The organism is Bombilactobacillus sp. ESL1202, from assembly GCF_058107125.1.
In genome coordinates this window covers 11,843-33,167 of sequence record NZ_JBYLTX010000003.1, presented here as the reverse complement: position 1 = coordinate 33,167, position 21,325 = coordinate 11,843, and the positions used below count along the sequence as shown (strand labels likewise).

The 21,325-nt window shown below is 32.7% G+C and carries 26 protein-coding genes and 4 pseudogenes; 17 read left to right on the top strand and 13 right to left on the bottom strand.

Annotated elements, in window-relative coordinates:
- Positions 1-120: 120 nt before the first annotated feature.
- The gene (locus AC3B7A_RS09420; protein WP_489755743.1) at positions 121-387 is read left to right on the top strand and encodes a hypothetical protein; all 267 of its coding nucleotides are present in this window, start codon (positions 121-123) and stop codon (positions 385-387) included.
- An 866-nt stretch (positions 388-1,253) separates the two neighbouring features.
- Here the strand turns inward: AC3B7A_RS09420 and AC3B7A_RS09415 are convergent.
- Positions 1,254-2,459 carry an MFS transporter gene (locus tag AC3B7A_RS09415; protein WP_489755744.1) on the bottom strand — a complete coding sequence of 402 codons (1,206 nt, stop codon included), beginning with the start codon at positions 2,457-2,459 and terminating at the stop codon, positions 1,254-1,256.
- A gap of 97 nt (positions 2,460-2,556) precedes the next feature.
- Here AC3B7A_RS09415 and AC3B7A_RS09410 point away from each other — a divergent pair, with 97 nt between their 5' ends.
- The 5 genes from AC3B7A_RS09410 (at position 2,557) to AC3B7A_RS09390 (ending at position 6,765) form a co-directional block, all read left to right on the top strand.
- Complete coding sequence (locus AC3B7A_RS09410; RefSeq protein WP_489755745.1) at positions 2,557-3,387, top strand: Rgg family transcriptional regulator; 831 nt, start codon at positions 2,557-2,559, stop codon at positions 3,385-3,387.
- 240 nt (positions 3,388-3,627) lie between these two features.
- Positions 3,628-5,247 (top strand): DUF3114 domain-containing protein, encoded by a 1,620-nt coding sequence (locus AC3B7A_RS09405; protein ID WP_489756663.1) that lies wholly within the window; start codon positions 3,628-3,630, stop codon positions 5,245-5,247.
- A gap of 3 nt (positions 5,248-5,250) precedes the next feature.
- Complete coding sequence (locus tag AC3B7A_RS09400; protein ID WP_489756662.1) at positions 5,251-6,126, top strand: hypothetical protein; 876 nt, start codon at positions 5,251-5,253, stop codon at positions 6,124-6,126.
- A 31-nt stretch (positions 6,127-6,157) separates the two neighbouring features.
- Complete coding sequence (locus AC3B7A_RS09395; RefSeq protein ID WP_489756661.1) at positions 6,158-6,493, top strand: hypothetical protein; 336 nt, start codon at positions 6,158-6,160, stop codon at positions 6,491-6,493.
- Positions 6,493-6,765, top strand: coding sequence for a DUF5344 family protein (locus tag AC3B7A_RS09390; protein ID WP_489756660.1), 273 nt, complete (start codon positions 6,493-6,495; stop codon positions 6,763-6,765). Before AC3B7A_RS09395 ends, AC3B7A_RS09390 begins: the two co-directional genes overlap by 1 nt.
- 260 nt (positions 6,766-7,025) lie before the next feature.
- On the opposite strand, the gene AC3B7A_RS09385 is transcribed toward AC3B7A_RS09390, so the two are convergent.
- Entirely contained in the window at positions 7,026-7,274 is a 249-nt protein-coding gene (locus tag AC3B7A_RS09385) for a helix-turn-helix domain-containing protein (protein WP_489756659.1), read from the bottom strand.
- 225 nt (positions 7,275-7,499) lie between these two features.
- Between AC3B7A_RS09385 and AC3B7A_RS09380 the strand changes: the two genes are divergently transcribed.
- From AC3B7A_RS09380 to AC3B7A_RS09360, 5 genes and pseudogenes are all read left to right on the top strand, one after another.
- Positions 7,500-8,405: a hypothetical protein gene (locus AC3B7A_RS09380; RefSeq protein ID WP_489756658.1), complete on the top strand. Its 906-nt coding sequence runs from the start codon at positions 7,500-7,502 to the stop codon at positions 8,403-8,405.
- Between the two features lie 146 nt (positions 8,406-8,551).
- Positions 8,552-9,049: a zeta toxin family protein gene (locus AC3B7A_RS09375; RefSeq protein ID WP_489756657.1), complete on the top strand. Its 498-nt coding sequence runs from the start codon at positions 8,552-8,554 to the stop codon at positions 9,047-9,049.
- A 17-nt stretch (positions 9,050-9,066) separates the two neighbouring features.
- Positions 9,067-9,250 (top strand): annotated as a pseudogene (locus AC3B7A_RS09370) (recombinase family protein); the annotation flags it as partial.
- 130 nt (positions 9,251-9,380) lie between these two features.
- Positions 9,381-9,677, top strand: a complete 297-nt coding sequence (locus tag AC3B7A_RS09365) for a type II toxin-antitoxin system RelB/DinJ family antitoxin (protein WP_489756656.1) — start codon at positions 9,381-9,383, stop codon at positions 9,675-9,677.
- On the top strand, positions 9,677-9,997 hold the full coding sequence (locus AC3B7A_RS09360) for a type II toxin-antitoxin system RelE/ParE family toxin (protein WP_489756655.1): 321 nt from the start codon (positions 9,677-9,679) through the stop codon (positions 9,995-9,997). Before AC3B7A_RS09365 ends, AC3B7A_RS09360 begins: the two co-directional genes overlap by 1 nt.
- Before the next feature lie 260 nt (positions 9,998-10,257).
- On the opposite strand, the pseudogene AC3B7A_RS09355 reads toward AC3B7A_RS09360, so the two are convergent.
- Positions 10,258-10,410: pseudogene (locus AC3B7A_RS09355) on the bottom strand (RelB); the annotation flags it as partial.
- Between the two features lie 371 nt (positions 10,411-10,781).
- Here AC3B7A_RS09355 and AC3B7A_RS09350 point away from each other — a divergent pair.
- The 3 genes from AC3B7A_RS09350 to AC3B7A_RS09340 all read left to right on the top strand — a co-directional run bounded on the left by AC3B7A_RS09350 (position 10,782) and on the right by AC3B7A_RS09340 (position 12,861).
- Complete coding sequence (locus AC3B7A_RS09350; RefSeq protein WP_489756654.1) at positions 10,782-10,967, top strand: hypothetical protein; 186 nt, start codon at positions 10,782-10,784, stop codon at positions 10,965-10,967.
- 383 nt (positions 10,968-11,350) lie between these two features.
- The gene (locus AC3B7A_RS09345; RefSeq protein ID WP_489756653.1) at positions 11,351-12,553 is read left to right on the top strand and encodes an MFS transporter; all 1,203 of its coding nucleotides are present in this window, start codon (positions 11,351-11,353) and stop codon (positions 12,551-12,553) included.
- A 95-nt stretch (positions 12,554-12,648) separates the two neighbouring features.
- Entirely contained in the window at positions 12,649-12,861 is a 213-nt protein-coding gene (locus AC3B7A_RS09340) for a CPBP family intramembrane glutamic endopeptidase (protein WP_489756652.1), read from the top strand.
- Positions 12,862-12,937: 76 nt separating this feature from the next.
- On the opposite strand, the gene AC3B7A_RS09335 is transcribed toward AC3B7A_RS09340, so the two are convergent.
- The 3 genes and pseudogenes from AC3B7A_RS09335 to AC3B7A_RS09325 all read right to left on the bottom strand — a co-directional run bounded on the left by AC3B7A_RS09335 (position 12,938) and on the right by AC3B7A_RS09325 (position 13,868).
- Positions 12,938-13,219 carry a helix-turn-helix domain-containing protein gene (locus AC3B7A_RS09335; protein WP_489756666.1) on the bottom strand — a complete coding sequence of 94 codons (282 nt, stop codon included), beginning with the start codon at positions 13,217-13,219 and terminating at the stop codon, positions 12,938-12,940.
- A gap of 12 nt (positions 13,220-13,231) precedes the next feature.
- Positions 13,232-13,565: pseudogene (locus AC3B7A_RS09330) on the bottom strand (type II toxin-antitoxin system RelE/ParE family toxin).
- A gap of 168 nt (positions 13,566-13,733) precedes the next feature.
- A complete protein-coding gene (locus tag AC3B7A_RS09325; RefSeq protein WP_489756665.1) occupies positions 13,734-13,868 on the bottom strand; it encodes a type II toxin-antitoxin system RelE/ParE family toxin in 135 nt (44 codons plus the stop codon).
- 858 nt (positions 13,869-14,726) lie between these two features.
- Between AC3B7A_RS09325 and AC3B7A_RS09320 the strand changes: the two genes are divergently transcribed.
- Both AC3B7A_RS09320 and tnpA read left to right on the top strand, forming a co-directional pair.
- Positions 14,727-14,981: a hypothetical protein gene (locus AC3B7A_RS09320; RefSeq protein ID WP_489756651.1), complete on the top strand. Its 255-nt coding sequence runs from the start codon at positions 14,727-14,729 to the stop codon at positions 14,979-14,981.
- A gap of 176 nt (positions 14,982-15,157) precedes the next feature.
- Positions 15,158-15,612 (top strand): annotated as a pseudogene (gene tnpA, locus AC3B7A_RS09315) (IS200/IS605 family transposase).
- A 514-nt stretch (positions 15,613-16,126) separates the two neighbouring features.
- Here the strand turns inward: tnpA and AC3B7A_RS09310 are convergent.
- The 5 genes from AC3B7A_RS09310 to AC3B7A_RS09290 form a co-directional block, all read right to left on the bottom strand.
- Positions 16,127-16,429, bottom strand: a complete 303-nt coding sequence (locus tag AC3B7A_RS09310; protein ID WP_489756650.1) for a type II toxin-antitoxin system RelE/ParE family toxin — start codon at positions 16,427-16,429, stop codon at positions 16,127-16,129.
- Positions 16,419-16,697, bottom strand: a complete 279-nt coding sequence (locus AC3B7A_RS09305; protein WP_489756649.1) for a type II toxin-antitoxin system RelB/DinJ family antitoxin — start codon at positions 16,695-16,697, stop codon at positions 16,419-16,421. Before AC3B7A_RS09305 ends, AC3B7A_RS09310 begins: the two co-directional genes overlap by 11 nt.
- Before the next feature lie 412 nt (positions 16,698-17,109).
- Positions 17,110-17,823, bottom strand: coding sequence for an MFS transporter (locus AC3B7A_RS09300; RefSeq protein WP_489756648.1), 714 nt, complete (start codon positions 17,821-17,823; stop codon positions 17,110-17,112).
- Entirely contained in the window at positions 17,801-18,259 is a 459-nt protein-coding gene (locus AC3B7A_RS09295) for an MFS transporter (protein WP_489756647.1), read from the bottom strand. The genes AC3B7A_RS09300 and AC3B7A_RS09295 overlap by 23 nt, the downstream gene beginning before the upstream one ends.
- A gap of 81 nt (positions 18,260-18,340) precedes the next feature.
- Complete coding sequence (locus AC3B7A_RS09290) at positions 18,341-18,625, bottom strand: ArsR/SmtB family transcription factor (RefSeq protein WP_489756646.1); 285 nt, start codon at positions 18,623-18,625, stop codon at positions 18,341-18,343.
- 249 nt (positions 18,626-18,874) lie between these two features.
- On the opposite strand from AC3B7A_RS09290, the gene AC3B7A_RS09285 reads away from it, so the two are divergent.
- The gene (locus tag AC3B7A_RS09285) at positions 18,875-19,174 is read left to right on the top strand and encodes a hypothetical protein (RefSeq protein WP_489756645.1); all 300 of its coding nucleotides are present in this window, start codon (positions 18,875-18,877) and stop codon (positions 19,172-19,174) included.
- 446 nt (positions 19,175-19,620) lie between these two features.
- On the opposite strand, the gene AC3B7A_RS09280 is transcribed toward AC3B7A_RS09285, so the two are convergent.
- Positions 19,621-20,127, bottom strand: coding sequence for an HXXEE domain-containing protein (locus AC3B7A_RS09280; protein ID WP_489756644.1), 507 nt, complete (start codon positions 20,125-20,127; stop codon positions 19,621-19,623).
- Positions 20,124-21,305 carry a putative hydroxymethylpyrimidine transporter CytX gene (gene cytX / locus AC3B7A_RS09275; RefSeq protein ID WP_489756643.1) on the bottom strand — a complete coding sequence of 394 codons (1,182 nt, stop codon included), beginning with the start codon at positions 21,303-21,305 and terminating at the stop codon, positions 20,124-20,126. Before cytX ends, AC3B7A_RS09280 begins: the two co-directional genes overlap by 4 nt.
- Positions 21,306-21,325: the final 20 nt, after the last annotated feature.

Here is a 21,325-nt window from a genome sequence, read left to right as displayed (position 1 = left end):
GCTTAAACCAACCATAAGGAAGTCACAAGGAAGAAATTTCATATGGTAAATTATTGATGTGGTTAAAATCAAAATTTCGTTTTCTGAAATCTATTAGTTGAGTAAGAAAGTGTAATAGCTATGGAAAAGTTTTTAAAGATTATGTCTAGTTCTCTAAGAGAAGTTACGGTATTAATTATTTTAAAAAATAACATTCGAATAAATGTAAATAAATATCCTGATCTCAATGATTTAGGATATTGGGTGCCGACAAAGAGTGAATCTAGATTACTTTTAAGAACTAAATTAGCACAAACGACTGTAGCTAACAGGTTTCAGCAGATAACCAAGCTATCTGATCAAAATTTTGATATTGGGGTTGTATCGAGTATAAATAGTATTTGGTAATTCGTATATATTTATTTAATATGATTGATGCCAGTTGTAATAAGAAGACTTAACTAGTCTGAGGTCGTGACAATAAGCTTAAAGCTCTGATATTATATCAAATTACACGAACCTTGATTCATTATTGCTTTCCAAAAATCAACAGTTTGTTCCTAATGGAATTGAATGTTGGTTTGCTTCCGTTGTTTATCCTAGTTTAAAAGTAGGTTGGAACAATGTTTGTTTTAAGATATTTTGGAAAAGATTAACTAGCATCACGCGTATATAAAAGTATTTTATTTTTAATTGAATATTGTTAAAATAAGTTAGTAGTTTAGCTAACTATAGTGAGCAAAATTTTTTAAAATATTGATTTGTCAATTTTTAGAGAGCTGTTAGATCAATGAAATTTAGAATTAATAGGTTCTATGTTGGTATCGAAAAGTTTTAGATAGTTGTTAGATCAATAGGGTTTAGATTGAAAAGGAAGGATATTGTCTTTCCTTTTTTTCTTTTTTTAATTTTTGATCTGGTTCAGCAGTGGCAAGTTGATACTGAATTAAGTTGAATTTAACACGGTCTCGGAAGTCACAATGATTGTTGTATTTGCGGGGGCGTTTACTAGTATTAGTGGAGATTTACTTATTACACTTTAGCCATTTATTCGATTTACAATTATTGGTCCGTTGGTCGATTAAAACATTTATTTTTGATAAATTTGGTTTTGATTATAGTCTTTAAGATTTGTTGACGTAAGCGATAATTTTCTTTAGGTAGATGTTCACTTTACTGAGCTCTTTTGGTTATTAGTTGCATCTATACATAAAGAATTGTTGATATCGGTTTGATTAAAGAATGTTAGTACTAAATTGGCTCTTGGCTTACTGTTATTTTCGACTACCTAGAATAATAGCGATTAAACCATAAATGCCAAAGCTTAAGTAGCTAAAGGTTAGACTCCAGTTACTCAATGTAGGGAAAAGTAAACTCGTCATTGGTGGAGCTAAAACTAAAAGCGAATTAGCAATCGTGACAATTCCACCTAAACGAGCAGCTGGAAAGACGCGAATTACTTGGGCAGAAAAATGTGGTGAGATTAAGCCCAATAAAAAGGCAACACTAGCGACACTCCAGAAAATTAGATAGATGTTGTTCAGCAATAAACCGACTGTAGTTAAACTCAGCCAGCAATCGGCGCTGATGGCTAATTTTTTAATGGCAGTGTTGGTCAGTATTTTATTACTTTGACTGTTACCTAGAATCATCATGCAAGTTGTTAGCCCGGATAATAAAGCAATTTTGATCGAATGTGGCACCAATAAAAGATTGTGATTGTGCTTGAGAAATAAGACAAAAATGGGGGTTAAGCCACCAAAGAAGCCATTCAGCAAAACTAATTGACTTAAAGTGTTCCATAAATGCGGTTGGGTCTTTAATAATTTGAAATTTTGCAAAGTAGTTATCCAGGTTGAAGTTTGCCTATTATTAGGAATTTGGCGTTTGGTTGCCTTTAAAGTTGGTTGCAAAGCCCGATATCCGAAACCAACTACTGAAAAGATTCCCACATTAACGAGCGCTATTAACTTAGGAGGCCACAAAATTAGTAAAATTGAACCTAAAAGTGTTGCTAACACATTAACTAATTGATTGGTTAAACTAATTAATCCTTGAGCCTGTTCTAAGTCTGGTGAACGCACTAAACTTTTCGTGAACGGTATGACTAATGAAGCTGAGTAGTTGCCCAATAGATCAGAGCAGAAGTTCAAACTAGCCATCATGATTAATAGTATTAAGGTAGCGTGTCGACTGACTATAATAGCGATTAAGCTATAAAAAAAGGCGCGCAAGAGGGAACTATGACTCAGTAAACGTAATTTATTGGCCTGTTGATCAGCTAAACTGCCTAGAAAGAAGCTAAAAACAATTGGTAATGTCTCACTGACAGAGACAATAGTAACCGCGATTTGATTTTGTGGTAGGGTGGCAGCAATTGTTAGCATCGCCGTGTAAAACAAACGATCTCCTAATTTGGAAAGCAAATTGATGCCAGCAATTTGTACGAAGTTAATGTTTTGTCGAATAAACTTAAGCATGTTTCAATCAATCCTTTAGTTTTGATAAAGTTATTATTCAATGCTTAAATGGACTTAACTTGAAAAAGTTAACTTTTCTTAACTAGGTGGTGTTGAAATGTATGGTCCAACGATAAAAAAAATTCGTTTGGCAAAAGACTTATCGCTCAAAAGCGTTTATTTAGGAATTTGTTCCAAGCCGAACGCAATTCAATTTGAAAAAGGGCTACGGATGCTAGCTGCGGATAAATTTAACCAAATTTTGGATAACTTAATGATTAGTTTGGAAGAATTTCAATGGATTGATCAGGGTTATCGGCCACAAAGAGCTGCTTATTATCAGTTTCTAGCAACGCGAGCGTTTAACAATGGTGATGTCCAAGATTTTGCGCGCACGATACAAAACTTAGAGAATAATCCCGGTAAAATGCAAAGCATTCAATTAGCGAGTTATCGTTTATTAAATTGCTATCAACAAAAGCAGTCTTTGCCGAAATCAGAGTTACGGTTAGTTACCAATTATTTTGCTAATTTGGCGACTTGGACTTTAGCGGATGTGAAATTTTTTGCGAATAATTGTTATATTTTGCCGTATCGTTTGATGATCAATTTATTGACTGAAGCCCTCAAAGTGCAACAACGTTACCAGCATTATCCACATGGTGATGAAATTTTTGCTACATTATTACTAAATTGTGCCGATCGGATGATTGAACAATGTGACTTTGATCAGGCAAAACAAATTTTACAATTGAGTTCAGAACTAGTAATAGGTATTACCCTGAATGGATTTCATTTGTTACAAAAATATGAGTTAGCTAAAATTTTATTCTTGAAAGAAGACCCCCTTCAAGGTAAACAGCAATTATTACAAATTAAAACCATTGCAGAATTTTTAAATGATCAATCTTTAGCCACAGAAATTAATAAGTTAATTAAAACTAATTAATTTTATTTCTCTTAGATAATTTAGATACAAATAGATTGACAAAATTGATCTAATTGTAGATTTTATAATAATTACACGGATTATAATCTGCTTTTTAATCGGCATAACAATACTGCTTTACTTGAGTTTGATAAATATGTTATTTTATTATTAAATTAATATATTACCATTAAAATAAAAAACTATTTATTATAGAATCAATATATTAATTTTAAAACAATTCAGAATATGGGGAAACTAATGATTAAAATTGACATGCGTAAGTTAGAAGAAAATAATTATGACTTACAAAAACAAGTTAAAGCTTTAAAAAGTGCGTTACAAGATACTAGTGCCAAAATGAAAGCAGTGCCGAATTCAGAAGGCTTCAGTGGGAAAACGCAACAACAAATGTCCGAGTATGTAGAAGCGACTCATGTCCGTGAACCGCAAGAATTAATGAATGAGTTAGATCAATTAGCGCAGGGCATGCAACGCTTAATTAATGATTTTAAGGCAGATGTTGATAGTAGTAGTCAAGCCAAAATTGATACCGATAACTTAGATGATATTGAAAAAATACTGACCAGGGCTAAAGAAAGAAATCGTAGAACAGTTGCCCGATTGAACAAAGCTTACCGCTTAGCGATTGAAGCGGGCGCTAATTGTCAATTAATCGATGATCAAGCCGATGAAGCATTGGGCGAAACAATTCAGCTGGTACAACAAACGAAGCGCAAATTGTTAAATTACAATAATCGCACTCTACCGTTAGCGTTAAAAGAGTTGGATCAGAATTTAGTTGATGTTAAAAGTGAGCTAGCAGTGACTGCGGGGATTAAAGGTCAAGGCAAAGATCACTTTCAAATTGCCGCTTTTCTAGCAGAGTTAGGTCGTGATGGTTGGAATAATGTGGCATTAACTAGTTATGAACATTTCTTGAATGATAGTATCAAGAACTTAAAGGGAGTTAAATTATCAAAACAATTAAATCATTTATTTAAGCAGGCGCGTCAAGTTGGATCTGCTGCTTTTAATGCTTTATTTCGACCGTATGCACAAACGGGAGTTAGTAAAAAAGCAGCTAGTTCAGCCTTAACGATTATGCTGAAATACTTAGGAGCGACCGTGGAAAATGGTTATCTGAAGTTAACAAATGGTTTTCCAATGTTGAATCCTTTTGAAAATGAATTGTTACAAATTTTGTTGCCCAAAGTCGTGCAAACTGCTTTTCCATTCACTAAAGGCAAAAAGGGTGGTCTAGCTACAGCCAGTGGAATGTTAGCTACGGAGATTCACCAATTGCGCTATTATATTTCTGATTCTAACGCTAAATATGTCGAACAAATGGCTAAGAAATTACATGTCACTCCAGGCGAATATTTAGATGATTTAAGTCAAACTGGGCAGTTTAAAGTCGGCAGTGAAAGTGCGAGAGCACATAATAAATCGAAAACTAAAGATTTTTATCCGAGCATTGGTTCTTCAAATAATTACAAATTACTATCTAACTTTCATGTCGAATTTATTATTAATAATCAAAGCGGGAAATTGTTACATGTTGATCCGGTAACGACCATTGGTAAAAGTGGGCAAAGTTTAGCGGAATGGCAAACGGATGATTTAGCCGGTTTTGTGAATGGACCATCGTATAATTACGCCAATCAAAATGATATGAATTTACCCAATGTAGATAGTTCACATTTTAATTATGATTACTCTTATGGAAATATGGATATGCCCAATAGGAATGATATGTTAGTAAAAGATAAAACTAAAGATAAGAAAGTTCTTTATAAAACTCCTGACAAAAAGGGCAAAAATAAATATCAGCCAGTAGACAGCTATTCGGATTATCATCGTAAAAATCAAGGTAAATAAAAAATGAAAAAAAGTTATAAAAGCTTTCTGTTGGCGATGATGGTAGGATTAAGTATTTTTACCATGGGACTGAGTAGTAATCCCCCCAGTAGATCAGAAATGACACCAAAATATCAAAAAATGAGTAATAAAAAACTACAGGTCCGCAAAGATGAGGGTGCTGTTTTAACACCCAAGATTAAAGCTAAAACGACTAAAGATTTGATAGGACAATCCTTTTCCTTTAATTCGTCAGAATTTGAATATTTTCCAAGAGAAGGCGATGGCGAATACTTTTTAAAGTTAAAACCCAATCAAACCTTTGTTTTAGTATATAACGATGCCTTTAAAGTACAGACAGTGCAAGAGGGGGGAGGAGATGGAATCAGTATTGAAACTTATGCAGGTAATTACAAAATAAGTGAGAAGAAGATCAAGCTATTTATCCAAGATTATTGGATAACGATAAAAAACGCAAGCGAAATTCATCCTTTAAGAAGAGTGAATAGTTGGCCAATAACACCAAAATCGATAGGATTGAATACCAATTTGTATAATCAGTTACCGTTAGATTTACAACGAAAAATTCCATCTGATAAAGTTCATTACGATTACGATAACAATAAAGAATATGGTTTTGCGGAGAAGAATTATCCTAAAAAATATGTAAAATATTTAAAAAATTCAGGAAATTATGAAATCGCTAAATATCATAATTATTGGCAAGTACAAATACCTGGAGTAGATATGCAAGACGATCCAAAAAGAGAAGATAAACATATATTTTCTAAGAAAATTGATAAATATGGTTACCTTCACAAGTATGATCATGTTTACCCCATTCCCGATTCAGTATCTGAAGATTTAATAAACAAGTTTCGAGCTAGTGGTAGTTATTAATAATAAGCTTTTAGATGGGAGATAATTTTAAATGGATGTTGCCGCTATTTTACAAGCAATTCAGCATAAGCAAGCATTATTAAAAAAATTGCGCCAGGCACAACAAGAAGCTAAAGCGGAGGTGGATGACTTACAAAGAGTTGTTAGTGATATTCAAACAGGTCAATCTACTGCAGCACCATGGCGCGGTCAGAGAAAAAATAAATTGGAACGATTACAAACAAATAACCGATCAGTTACGAAAAATAATGAAAGTAAAAATGATGATAATTTAAGTTCCATCCAACAAAGAATCAGCCAATTAGAATCAGAAATGGCCCAACTAGAATCAGAATTGGCATTAGCCCAAAGTGCGGAGAAAAAATAATGACTACTATTAAAATTGTTCAAGCTAACTATAACCAAAATGTGCGCCAAGCGAAAAGTGCAGTTCAACAATTACAAGTCCAATCATTAACAGCTACCAATATATCTGGAACTAATTTAAAACCGTTTGTTCAAGCAATCAAATTAGAAAAGGAATTGGAACAAGTTGTTAAACGCTACGACTCAATTGCTGAACACGATACAATGGAGTATTCTCAGGTCTCAAGTGAGTTGGAAGCAGCAGATACCAAAATCGCAAATTCGTTTCAGTAAACCAATAATGATTATTTTATATTGTATTTTTGTAATTAAAGTGTTGAATGTTATAGCAATAAAATAAAACCACTTAGTATTTTGACTTCAAGTCATAAGTGCTAAGCGGTTTTTTTCAATTTGTTTGAATGAATCCAGCTTGTAAACTCGGACTAATCTCAATTAGCGTATCTAAAATTTGATACGAGTCCAGTGTTACTAGTAACAAAATTAGTTCTGTGTGGTTTAGTTTGTAAATAACAATCCAGTTATTATATGTTTTACCATGCAGAACCGTTAGGTTTGCTTCGTCCCGTTTCCCAAGCTTCTACAGTTCTAATAGATTCACCCATAATTAATGCAAATCCCTGTTGAGTAGTATTTATTTCTTTTCGCAATTTCTTAATTTCATTTCCGCTAAAAACAGGTGGCTTGGATAATATACGTTCATGAATTTCTACACCAGGATCACTTCCATCTAATAGTTGATTAAGTTCTATTAAGCTTTGATCCAATGTTGTTTTAGTCATATTGGTTATCCCTTCTTTAGTTTTTGGACTATCTTTTTCAGTACATTTTTTTCCGTATTAGAAATATTTTCTTTTTGATGTTTGGAAAAAATGTCTAAAAAATATATTTAATTTTTGGGTGCTTTTAGGGTGTACTTAAAAGAAATCGTTTAAATAATGTATTATAATTAACCTTGTATATGATTTGTGATTTTAATACTTTTTTTATGGGAGAATAAAATAAATATGTATAAAGAAAATGATGACCCTATTGCACTTATTAAATTTAATGATCATGCGGATGAACTTAATAAAGGAGAGATTTGTTTGTCTAAGATTCAAACGTTTCTTCACAGTGACAAAAATGATGACGTTTGTGATCAAGAAAACAATAAAATTTATGATTCTAATGAGGGTTTTATTACTTTTAAAGATGGCACAAAATTAAGCTATGTGGATATAGTCAAAAAATTCAGTGATTTCGATAGTGTTCAAACTTATCTTAGTAGTTTTACCATACTGTATGAAGATGATTTTGATGAAAATGAATGTATTAAAAGAGAGACAGTCGAAAGATTAAGAACTTCCTATAATCCATGTGGTGAAGAACGTAATTTCGTACTATTTAATTACAAAGAATTTAAAAGTTGGTTAGATCTTTTAAATAGCAAAAGTTTTAAAGAATTTAAAGAAAAAGATTCCAATAATGATAAATGTACTATTGATTTTGACACAGAAGATAGGAACCTTCACTTTAACGAGATTGATAAAAAAGAGCAATCAATTACTACTTTTTATGCTAATAAAGTTACTTATAGTGATTGTCCTTATTATGATACATGTAAAAATCTTACTAATTATATAAAAGCCAATGATAATAGAAATGATAGTGTTAATGAAGTTCTTAAGAAAGCTATCTTTACAAAGTCAAGTAAATATTCTGACCAAAGGGAATTTAGAATATTAATTACCAAATTTGAAAACAGTAATTTATCGCCCGAAAAAATATTTTTAAAAATTTCCTCAAAAGGTTACTCTTCGATGCTTCGTGAAAATTGTGATCTAGAGGGAATAAGAAAATCGGATGTGGCATGGAAGGTTATTCCAGATAATGAATTTAAGGATTGGTGGAAGAAGATTGAAGATAAATGAAGGAAAGAGGATTTAAACAAAAAGTGACATAACTTAATGGTTGTGCCGCTTTTTTACTTGTCTTTTAATTTAATTAAACTAGTTAAAATACGTCATAACTTACCGACATAAACACATGCTATATTTTTTGGAATGGAGTTAAAAGTATGGAAACTATTTTTATTTTAATCCGAGGAAATTCCGGGAGTGGCAAAACAGTTTTAGCTGATAATCTACAAAAATATTTAGGTTATGATAATTGTTTCTTGCTTCATCAAGATGTTATCCGCCGTGATATATTGCATGCTAACGACCGTATAGATACACCAGCAATTAGTTTAATAAAAGAATTAGTCGAATACGGGTCTAAACATTATCATGTAATTATTTTAGAGGGTATTTTACGCAAAGATGTTTATGGTGAAATGTTAGAAAATTTAATCCAACTTTTTGGTCGTAATGCTTTTGTCTATTACTTGGACGTACCTTTTTCTCTGACAGTTAAGCATAATCAAACAAAAGATTTTCCCTTTTCAATAGCAAGTTTGAAAAAATGGTGGCGGGCTAATGATTATTTAGAATATAATGACCGCCATTTGACAAATGGCGACATAAAAACTTTTTTTAAGCAAATTATCCAAGATATAACAGAAAATAATTTATAACATGAAAGGATTTTTACATGAAATACGGCTATGCACGAGTGAGTACAACTGACCAAAAATTAGAAAATCAAATCCAGCAATTAAAAGAAGCAGGTACTGAAAAAATTTACCGACACAACTACTCAACGCCCAAAGGTTAATGAACTGTTAAAAATATTAGCCCCTGGCGATACGTTAATCATTACCAAGCGCGATCGTTTCAAATCATTTTGGTACCTAATCGAAAAACAAAGTCTATACCTTCCGCTTCTATTACCAGATAATTGTTTTTTACACTTTTGTATTCTTAAGTATGTTATAATGAATACAAATATACAAAGGAGGATTTATAATGACAACAACTCCAACTACTATTCGGATAGATGACCAGTTAAAAAAAGCTGTCGAACCGCGTCTAAAAACTGCCGGATTAACATTGAATGGTTATATTAACATGGCAATTAAACAGTTCGTTATTCAAAATAAAATTCCATTTGAAATTATAGTTCCTGACGAAATACCCAATGATACCACTCATAAAGCTTTGATTGAAGCACAAGCTAAGGAAATGGGCTTAATACCAGATGACTCTCCTGAATTTGAAGATACCAATCAGATCATGGATTTTTTGAATAGTGATAGCCAATAATGAATAACGTTAATTACAAGATCAAAATCGAACCGCAGTTTCAAAAAGATTATCAAAAATTTAAAAAACACCATCCAGAATTGATTTCAGAGTTTAGAATTGCGTTAAGTGAATTACAGCTTCATGGCCGTGTTCCTGATTCTTATAGTCCACATAAATTGGATAATCGGGGTGGTTTATATAATGATACTTTAGACTTTCACTTGTCAGAGGGCAAAGTAGACGTTGTAATCATTTATCTGCCACATAATACTAATCCGGTAATTAGGTTAATTCGAATAGGAACGCATAAAGAGCTTTTTCAAGGTAAAATAAAGTAATGGATAGAAAAAGCGATCAGTGATCGTTTTTTTATTTATCCATCGTTCATGAATTTCTACACTTGGATTATTTCTATTTAATAGTTGATTAATTTCTATTAAATAAACTTTGCTCTAACACTGTTTTAATTATATTGATTATCTTAAAAGATTCTTAACCATATTCGCCAAAAGTAAGTATTAATGATTGACAAGATGTGCTGCAGGTTAATAAAAAACAACATTCCGTTATTGAAATCTGTCAGGTATTAGATAGTCCAACGAACTTCATCATTAGCTGCCTTTATTAGAGATAGTCGAATATATTCTGATATGGTTAAACCTTGTTTGGCTAAATTTACTTTAGCACGTTCACTAATCTTGCTATTAACACGAGTGGAAATAGTTTTATCTTTCAGAGTTGAATTACTCAAGCCATTGCCCCTTCTTGTTTGTTAACGCTTATATTTGTATTACATTTTGGTGCTAGTATAAATTTATGTGTGTTGAATTAGATTAATATATAGATATTAGTTGACAACAATAAAGCAGCATCTTAAAAATCTAGATATACTTCGAAGCCAATCTAGGAATTCTTAAGTTTACAATCAACAAAGGAGCAATTTGTAATGAAAAAGTCTTTGATTTTAGTAATAAAGTGGTTGGTGATACCCGCAAAATTAACTTTTCAATTAATATTCCTGGCTGGGTTACTACTATTATCTTAATACTGTTTGTATGCTGGTTAATTTTAAAATAAATAACATAAGAATATATTTTTAATAATGCAAAGGGAGTAAATTTAATGGAAAACACAAAGAATAGTCAAACCGAAGCTAATAAGCGCTGGCAAGAAAAAAATCGTGATCGTACTAAATATTTGCGAAACCGATCAACTGCTAGAAGTTTTATTAGAAAATGGGCAACTCTTACAGATATTCAAGAATTAGAGCAACTTATCGTTGAACGTAAAGAATTGCTAAGCAAATAGATTTTAAAATGTGCTTTCATTGGTCGTTTGACAGGCATATTTTTACTCTTTTGGGGTGGATCAATGTGGACGCGCTTTTTTCTGCGTAAAATATGCAGGTTGCACCTCGCAACGGAACTATATATTTACCAGATTTACTTTACAAATGGTTTCATTGATTATTTATGGGTGTCTAATAGCACTTTTTACTAAGCGGTTGAATGATAATTTAATATTTTAGATGTTGTTTTGAGGACTTTCCTGTGATTTGTATATGAAATTAATTCAGTACGTTTGATACAAGCTAAAGTAACTTCAACGTCTAGAAAAATATTCTTTGGTTGATGTTCGCATTGAAGTGATGCATTAATACTGTTAATTAAAGATTTAGGAGTCAGCGTCAAGTGAAATTATTTCAACGTCTTTTCCATAATGAATACAAATATAAGAACATGTTTGTCTTTGTTTTAGTCTTCTATTTAGCAATGGGCGTCTCCAAATACGCTCAAGTTTTGTTCTTTCAACAAAATCATGGCCTGTTGAATTATTCTATCTCTTATTCGGCGATGGCAGTGGCAGGCTCATTGTCCTTTTTAATCAGTAACAATTTGGTCAACTTGGGGTTAAAAAAGATTGTCAAAGTTTTTTTGCCGATCTATGCTGTGGGGATGTTGTTAAGAGTGATTCCTAATAACGCTTTTATAGCGTTGATTTCGGGTATTATTGCCGGTTTCGGAGCCAGTATCACGTTACTAGTGATTCGTTCTTGGATTTATTTTGAGTCAGACCAAGATGAAGCAGCTAAAGAAGCATTGGTCTCATCGCGGTATACAATCATGCAAATTGCTACTTTAATGGCCACTATTGTTGCTGGCTGGTTGATTTCTATAGTGCATGCTGCAAATTATATGTACTTGCTTTTAATTGCTATAGCAGCTGTCTTGATGTGGAGTCTGTCATTGACTAGCAGCATTCCTGACGGTAGGGTTCAAAAAAAGCCGCATAATTTGTTTGTGGCTTTACCAACTAATCGCTTGGCCGGCATACTATTATTTTTACTGGTTTTCTTGTTGGGATTAACTAATGCTTTAATTGATCCCATTTTGCCGGCCATTTTACGGAAGACAGGTCTAAAAATTAGTGCCGTAACTGTTTGGACGACAATTTTTAGTGTCTTAACGGTTTTAACATCACTTTATTATCAACGCAGACACTTGCGGATATCTGCAGGATGGGCCTTTCTTATCAATGAAGTCATTGTTGGTTGTAGCATGTTGGTAGCATTGCTAGAATTTGGCAAGGGCATCTATATTTCATTAATTGCTTATACAATTATGTCAATTGGTATTGCAGGCTTTTTTATCTTTAAAGAGTTGATGGAATACGATATGTTTCCTAAATCCGAAAGCTTTCTGTATTTGGGAATAGCCCAATCAGGCTTTTTGGTAGGTGATGCCTTAGGCTCACCGGTAGGAACTCTGTTGTTTCAACAGTCAGGTATCAAATGGTTAATATTAATTTACGGAGTGTTGACGATAGTTTGTGGAGTAGGTTATAGCTTGTTTTATGTTTATTTACGAAAATCAAACAATTCTTCATCTAATTAGCAATTGTTTGAGTAGTTATTAAAATTCAGAATAACTCAGCATTACTTCTTTCTTTAGTGTTTTATTTTATCTAAATCTCAAAATTAGGACGAATTTTGGAAGAATTACTTTTTCGAGGCTATGTACAAAACATGTTCAACTTGGATCCAAGGATAAATATATTATTGTCGGCGGTCATTTTTGGTTTAATGCACGTTTCCAATGATCCAATTTATTTTATTTCTAAAGTGGTTATGGGATTGATTTTAGCCTTGGTTTACTGGAGAACTAGGAATGTCAAAGCAAGTATGTTTGGTGCATTTGATTAACAATCTGACTTCTTTAATTTAAAAAAATAAAGCCTCCCTTACTCTATCGGAAGGCTTTGTACATAATGAAATTTAATTACATTGGATTAAACTGAATTGATAATTGCTGATTTGTAGCCTGAGCAATTTCTGCTAATAATTTTGTTGAAGCGTTCATATTGCCACTTTCAATTCTAGCAATCGTGGATTGAGGTTTATTTATTAATTTAGCAAATTCTCGTTGACTCATGCCAAAACTGTCACGTAAACTACGAACTTTAACAGCAACTTCTAAATTAATATCTTCTTGCTCTACTGCTTTTGCAAATTTTGGATCGGTAGTACTTCTTTTTTCAATATATTCATCATATTCATCAATTTTTGTCATTATTTATTCCTCTCCTAAAAATTTCCTTCTTCTATTTTGGGCAATCTTTTTTTCACGTTCGGGAGTTTTTTGAGATTTTTTAGTAAAAACATTAGTAATTACATAATGGTCATCTTTTACTTGGAAATAGATTGCCATTTGAATATTAGCAGCTCTTTTAGAACGTATTTCATATAAATTGTCTTCTAATTTTGTAATCCATTCTTAACGAATAGCAATACTTAATCCGTATTGTTCAATTTTTTGAATAGTAGTAAGCAGCATCTTTATAATTTAAACTGTCTAGAAACGATTCAAATTCGTCATAATCATAATAGCCAAACTCTATCTTCTTCACATTTATCATGATGGCAAATTAGCGTTCAAAAAGCAATAGTTTGCAGGAGTTAAAATTTCAACTTTTTTAGTTAAGTAGTTTTTAGGGTGTAGTTATATTATCCATCTATGGCTTCTTCATTAATTATGATAATCAATAATTTTGACGTCAATAAAATCATTTTGGTTCCTAATTAATTGAAAAACCAAGCCTGTACTGTTCATTAATTCTAGTACTATATTGTCCGTTTCTATTACCAGATAATTGTTCTAAATGGGGCATTCTTAGATCGTTAATGTTGTTTGCATTGTCTAACATAATCAACTTTCGCAATGCTGTTTCTTGGATTGTCTGTGGCAATCTTTTTGAGAATTTTTGATTGTATATTTTTTCGGTTTATTTGTTAGCAAAAGATTGTATCATATTTTACTTTCTAATAATTTAATTTAACTATGATTAAATCTGCTTACGATGTACATGTAAAGAAGATGGTAAAAAATTCTTATGTTTAAAAAAGGTGTTTTTAGGGTTACTTTTAAAGAGGTAAATTAGAAGTTATTTAGTTGTTGTGAAAATGGATGATATTTGATGAATATTCTTGGTGAAAGAAAAGATGCTGTTGCACTTATTAAATTTAATTGTAATGCAGAGAAGTTAAATAACGGAATTTTATACTTTCCTAGTACGCGTGGTGTTAGTTAATTTTTTTCAAAGTATCTATAAATAAACATTGTTCCGATCGACTTCTGAATCCTGCTAAACAACGGGCACGGTTATGTTTAATATCAAGCATTTTGTTCAATTGAGCAAAAACTGTTTCAATTTTTGAAAACGAGCAAGGAAACACGTTTTTTTAAGGACGTGATGAATTGTTAGAATTCGAATAGGATAAACCTCTACTAAGTTGCAAGACAAAGCTTAACAAGTTAAGTCTGTTCCCAGAAGCTCGGTATTTTAGTGCCGATGTAGTTCACGAATAATAATGTGTGTACTTTTTGTCACATTTGAAATAATAAAATATTTACAATTCTGTATTTTGTCAGATAAATTGGGTAAAGATCTGAATATCAATTTTTCACAAACTTTAACTGATGCCATAGCGGATCTAAAAATAAATCATAACTAATCAATAGCCTAAAGCCTGAATCTTCGGGTATAATAAATTAAAAAGGAGAAATATTAATGATAGGATTACACATTTTTTTCGGAATAATGATCGTTGTAGGTGCTATTGCCACTGCAATTTCTTTTCAAGGTGACACTGCTAAGCTGACTAAAGCGCAAAAATTTTCTTTGATTCTGACAATATCTGCGATTGGGCTAACTATCGTTACTGTTATTTCAGTGTATGCATCTATTTACATTGGCTTATTACTGTTATTGGCACTAGTGACCTATGAGTATTTTGCTTTTGTACGGGTAGTCCACAGCAAGTAGTAATGGCTGAAAAGCGTGTTTTATAGAAGCACGCTTTTTTTATTATATAAGGTGAAAATAAACCACAAGTTTTACTTGTGGGGGGCAGAAATAGCTTTAGCGTTAAAAACTCCCTTTCGATATAATAGTTTTTGGCTACCAACCAATACTGTTATCGAAAGGGAGTTTTTCTAATCTTGAAACAAGATACTAATAGCCTAGCACATACAAGATGGAATTGTAAGTATCACATTATTTTTACGCTTAAATATCGTCGAAAAGTAATTTATGGAGAATTACGGCAAGACATTGGCCGAATCTTAAGAAGGTTGTGTGAATTGAAAGAAGTGGAAATTATTGAAGCTCATGCCATGCCAGATCATATTCACATGTTGGTGAAAATACCGCCAAAAATTAGTGTTTCTAGTTTTATGAGCTATCTAAAGGGTAGAAGTGCAGTTATAATACATGAGCGGCATGCCAATTTAAAATATAATTATGGCAATCGTAGCTTTTGGGCGCGAGGATTTTATGCTAGTACGGTAGGATTAAACCAGAAGACGATTGAAAAATATATACGTGATCAAGAATGGAAGATCGGATCAAAGATAGTATTAGTAAGAAAGAATACATTGATCCATTTAAAAAGTAAGAACAAATAAAAATTATGAGCAGTAGCGGTTGGTAGTGTTTTGTTGGGCCCCTTAAAGTGTTTTTTTGCGTCGGGTGGGAACCCTTTTAGGGCTAAATAAAAAGCCACCAGCTCAGCTGGTGGATCTTTACTATTAAAATTCAGAATAACTCAGTATTACTTTTTTCTTTGGTGTTTCATTTTATCTAAATCTCAAAATTAGGATGAATTTTTGAAAAATTACTTTTTCAAGGATATTTATACATGAAGAAGTATATCAAAGCAATTCAAAAATTAACTATTAAAGGTGTTGTCAACTATAAAGATAAGATAATTGGGCAATCTAGGGAGATCATAAACCAAGAAATTTTTGAAAATTAGCAAGAACACATATTATTTTGTTTCTATAATATTGAGTGTTGATGAATAATTTCATTGGCACTTTTTTATATAAAACAATTTATTCTTGAATATAAAAACAATATTGCCGTCCCTGCGTGATAATTAATCATCCAACCTATTGCAAAACTTTTAATTATTTGTCTAAAATTTGATGCGTGCCAGTGGTTACTAGTAACAAAATTAGTTCTGTGTAATCTAGTTTGTAAATAACAATCCAGCCATCATATGTTTTACCATAATTACCATACCTCGAAGGATGAAATTCTCTGTATCCTTGCCATTGACCTTTTAAAGCATGATCCTTAATTTTGTGAAGAATATTAGAATCTTGTTCGATGATAGCTTTTATACATGGTTTTAGTATCTTAACAGGAAAATGTTTTTTAGCTAGTTTTTTTAATTCTCGTTCGAATGATTTTGTGATCTTAATTTTCATCTATTTTGTCAATCCAATCGTTGAAATCTGCGATTGAACCAACCTCAGTTACTTCATTGTTTTCAGCTTCATGCTTGGCCTCTAGAGCTTCTGATGAATCTAAAAAACTGACCAAGCGTACTTCATTATTAGCTGCCTTGATTAGAGATAGTCGAACATATTCTGAGACAGTTAAACCTTGTTTTGCTAAATTCGATTTAGCACGTTCACTAATTTTGCTATTAACGCGAGTAGAAATAATCTTATTTTTTAGAGTTGAATTACTCAAGGCATTATTCCTCCTTGTTTATTAATGTTTACATTTGTATTACTATTAATAATAGATTCAATTTAGTATAAATACAAGTATCTGAATTCAGAACAGGACTTTCTTAATTAAAAAAGTTCTTCTGATGATGTGGCCTACTTTTACCTTGATTTTTATTTTTAGTTTTCTGTAATCATATTCTCCGGAAATTTACAACTGTTGAATTTTTTGGAGGTGCCAGATTATGAATTAATCTTCAAGTTTTTATATTGCTTCCTTAAATTGAATACTATTATTTATTTTTGTTTTGAGGATTAATTGACATCTAATTAATAATATTTTGATAGTTTTATCTTTAAAAAACATGGATACGAATAAATCCTTCCCAGTAAGGAAGGATTACATAATCTCTTTAAGTTAATAAATTCTTTTTTTAACTTTCTGTTCTGACGTTTAAGAGCCAACGGATAGTTAAGGCCATAATGATCATTGTGGCGGCAAATAACCCAATACCGAGATAATTTTTAAAGGTTTTGAATAGGAGACCCCCGATTATACCAGCGCAGGTTTCGCCTAAATACATAGCAGAATTGGATAATGAAGAAATAGTACTGCCAGCATGGGGCACCGTCGTTTGAAACATGGTCATGAATAAGGGCAAGATTAGTCCGTTTAACAAATAAATTAAGATTAAAATAATTTCTGCAAACCAAAAGTTCGCGGCAGTAATGGTTAGTAAATCTACAATGATTAAAAGTAACGCAATACTCATGAACGATTTTTTTAGGCCAAAATGTTGAACGATTTTATCGCTGATGAGAGAGCCAATTAAATTACCCAGGCCAGCAACCAAGAGTGCTGTACCAATTGTTGATAAAGAGAGCTGAAAGTCCGTCTGAAACCAAGTTGAGACAAAGGTCATGACCGTAAACGCGCCTGTTTGAAAAATTAAGTAAACGATTAATTGGCTTAAAGCTTGGTTGTTAGTTAAAATTTGTTGATAGATTTGAATAAAGGAGAGGTGTTTGCGGGATTTAATTTCTAATTCGGGTAAAGTTAAAAATAACAATAGTAATAACAAGAAAGCTGCCCCTGAGATAACATAGAATGGAGCGTGCCAAGAACTAGCGGCTAAAATAACTGCCAATGGGAATCCCAATGACCTGTGCGACAGAGATCCCTGCTGTGGCGTAACCCATGACTTTGACTACTTGTTTTCGCGGAATCACTACGGGAATTGAGGCCCAAATTTGTGGTGTCACAAAAGAAGCACTGACGCCAGCCAAAAAGCGAAAGATCAGCATTAAAGGAAAACTGTTAGCAAATGCGCAGAGTAAAGTTGCAAGAGCAAAACTTAATAAGCCCCATAACATGACTTTTTTGCGATCATGGCCGTCAGAAATGGGTCCGGAAATTAAAGCAAAGATTGCATAGCCAATGGCATAAGCACTCACCAACCAACCGGAAATTGCAGTTGGAATATGATAAATGTGGCTCAAAGTAGGTAATAATGGCGAAATTAAAAATGTATCCGTACCAATTAAAAACATTGTTAAAAAGAATAAACTAGCATATTTTTTCATCTATTGAGGACTTCCGTTTCATTTAATAATAAAGTTGTAATTCGCTATTTCTAAATATATCGAAATTAGTTTTAAAATTTTTTAGTTGTCCGTCAAAGTTGTTAAAAATCCGGGCAAGTACTGTGCGAATGTAGCTTCGTTGATGCTGATCAAACGTGTTTGTGCATCTTTACGGGTCTTGGTTAAACCGGCCTCCCGCATAGCTCGTAAATGATATGAAACGGTGGAATCACTTAAGTTTAAGTGCGTTGCAATTTCACCACAGGTCATTTCACGGTGATTGTTAGACAGGATGCGAATAATTTTTAAGCGTCCTTCGTCGGCTAAAGCTTTGAGGATTTTTACTCTAATTTCGTCAGAATTCATTTTTTACTCCTTGTTTGTATTTTTAGAAATATCGAATTAATAATTTGTATTAAAACATTATCGAAGTTAAATGTCAAATTTTAAGTTTAATCAATTACTCTGATGTGCAGATTAACTAGTAATTGAATTTGGAGAATAATGACCTTACTGCCTAGCTGAAATGTGCTAATATTTGCTTTGGAACATGATTAAACTGCCACCAAAGAATTTGTTACTATAGAGCGGTAGTTCACGGAAGGAAAATAAAAAATGTTCAAGAAAATTCATGATTATGTCAAAGAAAACTATGAAGCTGGCAATTATGATAATGTGCAAGTGGCATATACAGCTTGGCAGCAACAAAAAGCTCACCAGGACCACGCATTGGTGACAGATTTTGCCATGGGCGAACAGCAGGCTCAAAGCGATTATCAGCAACGGGGATCTTTCAAAGTTTATCCTGAATTAGCAGTTGATGTCTTCAACGAACTCTTTGATCATCGGGCGGGTGAAATTGCAGAGTTTATTAAGGGCTATAATTCTTACAAAACAAAAGTTGAACATTCTTAATTAGTTAGTCAATCGCTGACTTATTAAAATTTTAAACTTTGTTTGTGACCTCAAAAGTAGGTCTTTGATTAGAGCAAAGGAGAGAATATAGCAATGAAAAGTGCTTTTTTATGTTAAGCGTTCTACTTTTTATATTAGTTTCTGTAAATGCAATTTCTCTAGCTATCAATTGGCATTGGTTTGCATTTGTATTAAGCATAATTTTTGGGACATAATTTGGATGTTTTTATTTTAACAAAAAGATAAAAAATGAGTTAATCTGAATTTTGCTAAAAATTGATATTAAAATTTTTTCTAATCAAAAAAAGTTTTTCATAAATGTCCTTATTGTAATCATGGCAATTATTATTGATCGACATTTATGGTAAGACTGTTTTTACATAATTAATGATTAAATAGGGAGCGCTGTTTATTGAACTTTGATTTAAATGATAATATTTTTGACATTATTGGTCGCTAGTAAGAAATAAGCCAGCGGCGTAGCAAACTAGTAAATTACCAATAATTAGACCTAAGAACAGAAAAGATAATCCAATGACTAAAGTCCAATTATGAATAGTCATTAAAGACAGCCAGTAACAGCTGATGATGCCACTAACGATTCCTAGAATTAACCCAGGTGTGTATGCTTGAGCGATTAAAGATTGTAAAATATGACCAACAATGTGGTAATCATACGCTAGTATTAACGCCGCATATAAATCGAGCCTCAGGGGATTTTGGAGAATAAACCACGTAAATAAAAGTAAAATGATTAATTCTTCTAAGATAATAGCAGCAAACCTGGAAGTAGAAATCTTAAAGATGGCATGCGGAATTTTTAATTTTAATTTCAGCAAAATTTTACTTTGAAGTAATGGTTTGATGTGGGGTAAAAAAATTATTTCCTCTAGTTTGTGAAGCATAAATAATCCTGGAAACAATGCGATTAAATTAGTGAAATTGCTCGTCATTTGAAATCATACTTTTTACTGAAAGCCGCCGTAATCAGCAGTGCGATGGTGATGACCACCAGTAATAATAAGGTAGTGCCGCCAAGGAAGTCTAATTTTTGCAGCAAGTAATATGCTACAATGCCCACTAACCACCACCAGAAATTCCAGAAAAAGTGGAGTCTTTTTTTGATTAGGAACACACTGACGAATAAAATGGCAAATAGTGGCGTAAAAATAGCGCCGATAAAATTCAAAAAGTTTTGGTAGTACTTTAAAGAAACATTGAGTGCAATTAATAAGCCCAAGACTGTGATACCAACAGCCCAATAATTGACATGTTTTAAATGCCAGATATTATCTAAACTAGTTGCTGCGGAGTAAGCATCCATAAAGGTTGTTGTAACGGTCGCAAAGATGATGATTAATAAGGCGATGATGCCCAAATTGGTTTGCGCTAAAGTTTGATTAAAGTTAGTTTGACCAGACTTTAAGACAGCTAATAATCCTAGGACAAACATGGCACAGCTGCCTAAAAAATAGCCAACAACGCTGACTAAACTTTCCTTTAGCGGTTGTTGTCCTTGGTAAGTATAATCGCCAATCAATGGCAACCACGATAAAACCATCGTCACATTAAGTTCGATAGCACTGCCAAAACTGATTGGTGTAAGTTTTAATTGTTGCGCATGGGAAAATGTGTGTGTCAGCAAAATCCCAGCTACTAAAAGCATCCCAATGGCTAAGAGAATAACTACTAAATTATTGATCCGAAATAACCATTGATGATTCAATAGTAGCCAGATAATAATTAACCCGGCTACAATTACTGCCATCACGACAGCACTGTGATAATTAAATAATTTTTGCGATAAACTATTTAAGGCTAATTGCGCATTGACAATCATGACCGCTGTCCACCCCAGCAGCTGTAAAGCATTGAGACCAGAGAAAATTATCACTCCCGACTTACCAAAAATACTTTTGGTAACAGCCATGGCGGGTTGATGCTTGAGCCCAGAAAGGTAAGCTGCCGGTAATAAAAATAAGCAGCAACCAATTAAGTGTCCAATGATAATGGCACTGATTCCTTTCCCCCAACTTAAAGGAGCCATCAAGGTTCCAGTGACGATTTCGGCGATGGAAATCGCTGTTCCCAACCATAATAAAAATAAGTTGCTTAGTTTTGTTTGCTGCATTTTGCTCACACTTTCCTTGT